Source organism: Photobacterium damselae (genome assembly GCF_003026815.1).
GTDB lineage: Bacteria > Pseudomonadota > Gammaproteobacteria > Enterobacterales > Vibrionaceae > Photobacterium > Photobacterium damselae.
On the sequence record NZ_PYOG01000060.1, the window covers coordinates 1 to 7562 of the forward strand.

Sequence of the window (7562 nt, forward strand, 5' to 3'; positions counted from 1 at the left end):
AGTTATAAAAAACCAGGGGATAGCAGTTCTGGTGCTTTTTACCAAGCACACTGGTACAAATATCCGCTCATCTATTGGTTACAAATATTGCAGTCTTCTGCATGTATGGCGATGGATAACTTCGATGTGGGTTACTTAACTGAGCTTGACCCTTTTTGGGATGATGACGAGCTGTCCTTCATTTTAAACCCCGAAGCCATTCTCTTTGGCAACCCTATCGCGCAACTGGCGTGTGTCGCTGAGGCGGTTAAAACCTCGACCAGCTTCTTTTTACCGATAGATGCGCTGTTTTGGTGTATGGGATCGCAAGGTTCGGCTTACCCGTTAACGGGTAATACCGGTTACCGAGATACCCCGATGCAATCGGCGGTATTAATGGCCGAGCGACTTAATTACAAACTGCACAGGCAAGGGATTGTGTGGGAAAGTCTTGGTGTGGATGGCGCTGTCTGCGTTCAGCATCCTATGCCGATACTGCCTAAATCTCGTTACCGCTATCAACTGTCCAATGTCATCCCTAACCCTTTTAACTGCTATCCCTATGGCACCACAACGGCCATCTGGGAGTCAGGGCATGATAATCCAGTAACGGGTGATAACTTTGGTTTTGTGCAATGGCGAAAACGCAACTGCGTTTTTCTTTAATAAAAAAAACCACCAAGAGAAGGAATGGTGGTTAGCAAACTTGAGTGCAAAGTGTAAATTGTTGACGAATGAATGGAAATCCATACAACAAATGCATTAATACCACGCATTCACCCGATCAATCAATACTATATACACATTTTTATGCATAAGGACATACCATGTTTGATTCATTAATGGAAAAGCCTGATATCGAACTCGATGACATTCAAAGCCGCTATCCAGCCCCATCAAAATTAACGCGAATTGATAGGCAGCGTATTTTACAAAAACGTCGCCACCGCGATTTCATTCAAGACCTGCAAGCTATGGGGATAACCTACGAGGATTACCTAGAAGATGAAACTCGAAAAATTAATGCTCGCCGCGTTATTTAGCCTTACCTTGCCTGTCCACGCTTGGACAGAGCAAGAGGCCAAAGCCACCCAACAACAAAAAGAAGCGCAGGCCGCTTCTTTTTTTATGCCTGAAACTCAGCAATCAGCCATTCAAGCGCACTTAAAAGCTAAGCAATATCAGTCAATGGCAACTAGCCTTGGACAAACGGCCAACCAAAAAGTGATACCAAGCCAAAACCCTAACGCCGCTCCCCCAAGCGTGATGATATTTGCCTCCCTTGGAATGCCTAAAACCTCACTTAAGCAGCTACTTCACCAGGCTAACAATAAACACATCCCCATAGTTATTCGTGGTGTGACGGTGGGCGGTTTTACTCAAACCGCGCAGTTAGTCAAAGCCTTGGTGCTGCCAAAAGATAACCAAAAGCCCCTTGGGGGTATGTCGATCAATCCCATTTGGTTTAAGCAATTTGGTATTAACCGCGTTCCAGCCTTTGTGGTCATGAAACCGGGTGCTTGCCAAGGCAAGCCACCTTGTGATCCTAAAAACTTTGATGTGGTCTACGGCAACGTCTCGCTTTTTGATGCCCTTAATACCATCGCCACCCACGGAGATCATGCTCATATTGCAAGGAAAGCGCTTCAATGAACCAATATTTACTCCTAGTGACTCTTTTGGTCAGCCACATAGCCGCCGCTGATGTTATCGGCAACCGTTTTCACCAAGAGGTGCCAAACGCTAAGGCCAGCATTCAAAGCAGTTTGAGTAACCCTAATTTTAAAGGATTTAATGCCGAAGGGTATTGCAAAGACCAAGCCTGCATCAATGAAATGAACAACCCAAGTCAGAGCCAATACTTAAACAATGATGCCGCGCTTATCGCCGAAGGCGAAAAGCAATTGGTAACGAACCCCAATGCGGCCAACATCACTGAGGGGTTTAACAACCGACCTAAGCACACCATTGACCCAAATGATCCTGCTTATCGCAATGCCAAAACCTACATGGACAACAGCTATAACATCAGTCATGGCATTTCCAACAAATATGTCGATTGTGAAGGGGGCGATATTTGCAAATACGTTGATACTAAGCGCCAGTGTAGCGAGCCAACCGGACAACCTACCTATTGCCGCAGTGAAGCCTATGTGGTGAGTACGGGCACTAAAGCCGACCGAAAAACCTTTACCGTTAATGGCACCCTTGGAAGCTACACTTTAAATAAAGCTGAAACCGTCACCCAAATCGACACCCCTACGCTCACAACCGACCGAGTGCAAAATGGCGTGAAATGTACAAATGGTAACTTCACCATAGCCATGACCCTGTGGGTCAATGGCAGCCAAGTGGCCTCTTTTACCGGAACTCGCCATCAAAAAACCGAAGGCTCCGGTATCTTTAATAGTCGCTGTTACGTCAGCTACACCGTGCCCGCTCGTTATACCACGTTAAATCCTTCACGAAATTTACACACCTTTCGCTTGGAGGTGAAAGCCGACAACAGGACCCTCGCGCCGAAAGGTCACGGTTATGTCATCGCACACTTTACGCAAAAAACCGTACAAATGGGTTGGAGAGACAACTGCAAAGGCATTCCAAACCAATGCAGCCAAACACAAGAGATTTGCGTAGAAGGCGCGGGAACGCGCTACATCAATGGTGTCCCTGTGTATTTGGATTGCTGGAAGAAGAAGCGAACCTACCAGTGCCAGTACCCCAATACCTGTACGCCGCTATTAGGTAAAGCGGTCACAGGCGCACCGCTCACCTGTCAGATTGACAACAAGGGCTGCAAAACTCAAGTCCTTGGGGTGTGCGTTGAAAACAGCGTCAACCTCACTTGTGAAGAGCGCCAATGTGAGCAAACCAATCTGGTTTGCGGTGAAACCATGTTCTGCTTGAACGGAGATTGCTATTTTGAAGAGCAAAAGCAAAACGGCAACTTCTCAGAAGCGGCGTCTGCCCTTGCCGCTTTAGGTGAAGCGGCCGCCTCACTCAATGCTGATAATCTGCGCATCTTTACCGGAAAACCCGCTTTTTGTGACAAAAAGCCCATCGGACTGTCAGATTGCTGCGCCGATTCGGGTTGGGGTAACGACATTGGTTTAACCCAATGCTCAGCCGAAGAGAAAGGACTGGCCTCGGCTAAAGAGAAAAAACTCACCATTGAATTGGGTGAGTATTGCGCCGAGAAAGTCCTTGGGGTCTGCATTCGTAAGAAGAAAAGCTATTGCCAGTTTGATAGCAAAATGACCCGCATCATTCAAGAGCAAGGCAAAAAACAACTGGGGCTGGGATTTGGCTCTAAGAAAGAGCCAGACTGCCAAGGCTTTACTCCTGAACAATTGCAGCATGTCGATTTTTCCAAAATCGACATGAGCGAGTTTTACGGTGATTTAGAGGCCAACATGGAATTGCCGAATATGCAGGAAATCCAAGACCGCATTAACGATAAATACGGAGATTTAGCACAGTGAAGCCACTCTCTTTGGCGTGGTTGCTTATCGTTATCACACCACTTTACGCCAATCCAAACGGTTGGCGCTGGTACAACGAACCCAAAGCCCCCATCGTCCAACCTAAACCACCGCTTCCCAAACAGCCTCATGCTACCATCACTCAAACACCGTCTAAGCCCATGACGGCCACCGAACAAATGAACTGGTTTCATGGCTATATGGCAGAGGTACAAAATCAAGCCGTCATCAACCCAACAGTGGATAACGTACTGGCGTTTATGAAGCTTAGCCAGTACATCGATGGCAAGACCACAGACTTTGGCATGACGTGGAAAGAGGCGCTGCTCGTTGACCCAAGCCTCTCTTACCGAATCAAACACCCCACTGAATCGCTGGCAAGACAAACGCAAAACGCACAAATCAAAGCCAGAAAAGAGGCCGCGGTTAAAGCCCTTGCAGAGCAAGGCTACGGTTTGTTCTTTGTCTATCAGGGGCAAGACCCACTCAATCAACAACTGGCACCCAGTATTCAAGCCTTTGCTGAGCAATACGGCATTTCGCTATTGGGTATCAGCGATGATGGCAAGATATTGCCAAGCATCAAACAAAACCGCCTCAATAACGGCAAGCTTAAGGTGCCTGTCATCCCTGCGTTACTGGCGGTCAATCCCAACACTCAAGACATAAAGCCGCTCGCCTATGGTTTCATTTCCCAAGAAGAGTTATTGGGTCGATTTTTGAATGTGGCAACCCAATATCAACCGGATTTTTAATCATGGTCAAGCCGTGCTCAACCTCATTGCAAACGCTCCTTGTTGAGCGTTTAAGCCAATGGCCGCTTGGGGCGCGCTGCGCCACCCAAGAGCCCTGTGGTGACATTGTTTTTTGGAATGCCGCAATTAATGACATCACCCAAGCTCGTAAAACATCACGCACCTTACTACGCGCCATTAAATCTCATTACCAAGTCAACGCCATCTGTTTTGAAACCGCTCACGGCCAGCCTCTGCTCGCCAGTGATTGGCAAGACAGTGTTGTGACCTTAGCTCAATTTGTAGGTATTCAATGAAACGATCTCTTATGGTACTAGCACTGCTTGCCAGTTTCCCAAGTGCGGCTAATCCCGTCAAACAAGCCCTGCAAGGGGCGATGGAAAAACACGAACCCGCTCCATCCCCAACAATGACCCAAGAGCAACAATACGGACTGGCGTTCATTTTTAGTAGCAAGTGCCCCTATTGTCATCAGTTTGCCCCTACGTTACAGACCTTTGCCAAACAGACGGGCTTACCCGTCTATGCGTTCTCGGTCGATGGCCAGGGACTGCCTCAATACCCAAGACCGCTAACGGCCACCAAAGACATCGTTGAGACCTTTTACCACTCAACCAGCAATGTGACCTATCCGGCGCTGTTTTTGGTCAACCTCAATAACCGTAAACACGTCACGCTCGGCCTTGGTAACGTGCCGTTATCGGCACTCAACACCACGTATGCGGCCAGCTTGACCTATCCACATATTAAGAGTCAGTTACAATGAAAAAACTCGCCATTCTTATCCCACTCATGCTCTCTAACCCAACCGTTGCAGGGGTGGATTCTGACCTCGGCAGCTTCTTTGATGGCCTGACCTTTGAAGGCAACGCCACCCTACCGCAGTCCTATCAAGGACAGGCGGCCAACTACTACACTGGGGGCAGCGCGTACATTCGAACTCCGGTTAAACAAATGCAACTGGCGACCATTACCGTGCCCGAAATTAACGCTGGTTGTGGCGGTATCGACCTTTTTGCCGGAGGGTTTTCCTTCATAAATAGCGACCAACTGGTGTCGATGGGCAAAGCCATCGTCTCTAACGCTGTGCCCTTTGCGGTTGATTTGGCACTGCAAACTTGGGCGCCCCAATTAAAGAACGTTAAAGACCGACTCGAAGCCATCGCCCGTGAAATTAATGCCCTATCGGTCAATTCCTGTGAGGCAGCACAAGCGGGTATCTCGGCACTCGCCGGCTTTGCCGGAGTGGGTGAGAAAAACTACATCTGCGCCACCATGGGTACGCAAAACAACAGTTTTGCAGATTGGGCGGCAGCGAAAAATGGGTGCAATAACGAGGCATCAGCTAACCAGCAGGTTAAGAACGCAACTAACGACCCCAAACTTAAAGACTTTGTGGCGGCCAACCGCAACATCATCTGGTACTCCTTGCACAAAAACGGCTTCCTATCCGGTGACAGGCAATTGGCGGAGTTCTTTATGTCACTCTCAGGCACCATCGTCTATGACGATAAAATGAGTGCCACTCGCTACCCATCCCTGTTGACATCGAGTAACAACTTAATCGAAGTCATGACCCAAGGGGGTGAAGCCAGCTACTACCGCTGTGACACATCCGGTCAAAATGGGTGTTTAAAACCCACTCAAGCCACCTTGACCATCAACCAAGATAAAGCCCTTAAACACCGCGTTGCGGTGTTACTGCGCAGCATCATCACCAAGTACCGCTCAGACCAGGGTTTAAGTAACAATGAGACCCAGTTTTTAGATTCGGTTTCACTACCCGTTCTTAAGATGATGACCGTCAGCCTTGAGTCGGGCTACAGCTTAGAATCGAGCATCAATGCTTACGCTCAGGTGATATCTACAGACCTTGTGACCGCGTATCTGCAAGATGCCCTTAAGGTTATCCAGGGTGCGCTCGATTCTAAAGGCAGCAATCCCGAAGATGTGGCGGCACTGTATATCGTTATCGGACAAGCGAGCGAGCAAATGCGCCTTAGCCGCATTCAAGCCCTGCAAACCCTAGAAGCTGAGCAATCCATCATTCGAGCCACGATGGAGCTTGAGCAACGAGTGGAAGGCAGTTTCTCCGGTCAAGCACGACAAAATCTACTCTTTGGACAGGATGAATAATCATGGCAAACGTTTATGATGTGTATGTCTTCTCTGGCGGTGCCACCGCCGAGAAGGTCTTTAATGCCATCGCCACGTTTTTGCGTGGCGACAGTTACGGCCATCTTTTGGCTATCGTGGGCATGTGTGCGCTTCTTATGACCATGTTCCGGTTCTTTACCAGCCGAGACCATACCCATTTACTCTCCTACATTGCGGTTAATCTCACGGTCTCCTCGATGCTGCTTATACCAACGGCTACCGTTCGCATCGACGATTCCAGTATGTCGGGTCGCACTTACTTTGTGGATAATGTGCCCATTGGTGTGGCCGCCCCTATCCATTACGCCACTACCTTCATGTATGGCCTAGCACGAGCCACGGATGTGATTTTTGTCCAACCCGATGAAGCGGCTTACACCAAATCGGGGATGTTATTTGGTTCAAAACTGGTTGGCCTGAGCCAACGTATTGGTATTCAAGATGGCGAACTTAAGCAACTCTGGGGGCAATACACCCAGAACTGCATTCGCAAAGACATCACCATTAACAAAAAATACACATGGACTCAGTTTGCTCAAGCGGGAGATATCTTTGAGTTTTTGAAAAATAACCGCCCCTCTCCGGTGCGTCGCATTGCCATGAATGGCGCGTTTCCCACCTGCCAAGAAGCGCTGCCGCTTCTTGAAAACAAGTTCCGAGACGAGGCTAACAAGAGCTTTCGCTTGATGAGCACCGAGACGGTCATCAATGGTTGGGCAACCAATGAAGCCTTACTGCAAAATGCCGTTGCCAGCAGTTATCGCACCTTTCATAACATCAACAAGTCGGCCTCTGACCTCTTAAAGCAAAACATTGCCGTCAATGGCGTGAAATCAGGGCTGCTTGATAGTGCCGCTAGTACAGGCGCTACGGCCGCGGCGTTTAACTACGCCGCTACTCACAGCCAAATGCAAACTCAGTCCTTTATGACCTCCATGGGCATCAATGCCGCTGAATGGCTGCCGATTGTGAACTCAGTGCTGATTTTGCTCTTAGCCTGCAGCTCCATTCCGGTGTTCTTGGCCGCGTTCATACCAGGTATGACAGTTCGGGTACTGAAAGGCTACCTTGGGGGCTTTTTCTATCTGGCACTGTGGCCGTTTTTCTTCACGGTCATCAACCTCATCATGACCTACTCACTGCAATATGCAGGAGCCGAATCCACCAATTTACTGCACGGTATGTCTTT

Annotated in this window: 9 protein-coding genes; all 9 read left to right on the forward strand. The window is 48.6% G+C overall.

Annotated features, from left to right (window positions below; all coding sequences use genetic code 11):
• A partial coding sequence (locus CTN07_RS21775; RefSeq protein ID WP_211315310.1) for a TraU family protein occupies window positions 1–645 on the forward strand: 645 nt, incomplete at its 5' end.
• 161 nt (window positions 646–806) lie between these two features.
• Entirely contained in the window at window positions 807–1022 is a 216-nt protein-coding gene (locus CTN07_RS21780; protein WP_013404480.1) for a hypothetical protein, read from the forward strand.
• Complete coding sequence (gene trbC, locus CTN07_RS21785) at window positions 985–1632, forward strand: type-F conjugative transfer system pilin assembly protein TrbC (RefSeq protein ID WP_005306936.1); 648 nt, start codon at window positions 985–987, stop codon at window positions 1630–1632. The genes CTN07_RS21780 and trbC overlap by 38 nt, the downstream gene beginning before the upstream one ends.
• A complete protein-coding gene (gene traN / locus CTN07_RS21790; protein WP_005306939.1) occupies window positions 1629–3461 on the forward strand; it encodes a type-F conjugative transfer system mating-pair stabilization protein TraN in 1833 nt (610 codons plus the stop codon). Before trbC ends, traN begins: the two co-directional genes overlap by 4 nt.
• Window positions 3458–4216: a type-F conjugative transfer system pilin assembly protein TraF gene (gene traF, locus CTN07_RS21795; protein ID WP_005306941.1), complete on the forward strand. Its 759-nt coding sequence runs from the start codon at window positions 3458–3460 to the stop codon at window positions 4214–4216. Before traN ends, traF begins: the two co-directional genes overlap by 4 nt.
• 2 nt (window positions 4217–4218) lie before the next feature.
• Entirely contained in the window at window positions 4219–4512 is a 294-nt protein-coding gene (locus CTN07_RS21800; protein ID WP_013404484.1) for a hypothetical protein, read from the forward strand.
• Entirely contained in the window at window positions 4464–4982 is a 519-nt protein-coding gene (trbB, locus tag CTN07_RS21805; protein ID WP_146154903.1) for a type-F conjugative transfer system pilin assembly thiol-disulfide isomerase TrbB, read from the forward strand. Before CTN07_RS21800 ends, trbB begins: the two co-directional genes overlap by 49 nt.
• Entirely contained in the window at window positions 4979–6352 is a 1374-nt protein-coding gene (locus CTN07_RS21810; protein ID WP_005306945.1) for a conjugal transfer protein TraH, read from the forward strand. The genes trbB and CTN07_RS21810 overlap by 4 nt, the downstream gene beginning before the upstream one ends.
• Window positions 6353–6354: 2 nt before the next feature.
• Window positions 6355–7562 (forward strand): conjugal transfer protein TraG N-terminal domain-containing protein (locus CTN07_RS21815; protein ID WP_211315311.1); only part of this gene is annotated, 1208 nt, incomplete at its 3' end.

Bases quoted from the DNA above. Each gene is read 5' to 3' on its own strand.
- CTN07_RS21810 (WP_005306945.1), top strand. From the start codon at position 4,979: ATGAAAAAACTCGCCATTCTTATCCCACTCATGCTCTCTAACCCAACC.
- trbC (WP_005306936.1), top strand. From the start codon at position 985: ATGAAACTCGAAAAATTAATGCTCGCCGCGTTATTTAGCCTTACCTTG.
- traN (WP_005306939.1), top strand. From the start codon at position 1,629: ATGAACCAATATTTACTCCTAGTGACTCTTTTGGTCAGCCACATAGCC.
- CTN07_RS21800 (WP_013404484.1), top strand. From the start codon at position 4,219: ATGGTCAAGCCGTGCTCAACCTCATTGCAAACGCTCCTTGTTGAGCGT.
- CTN07_RS21780 (WP_013404480.1), top strand. From the start codon at position 807: ATGTTTGATTCATTAATGGAAAAGCCTGATATCGAACTCGATGACATT.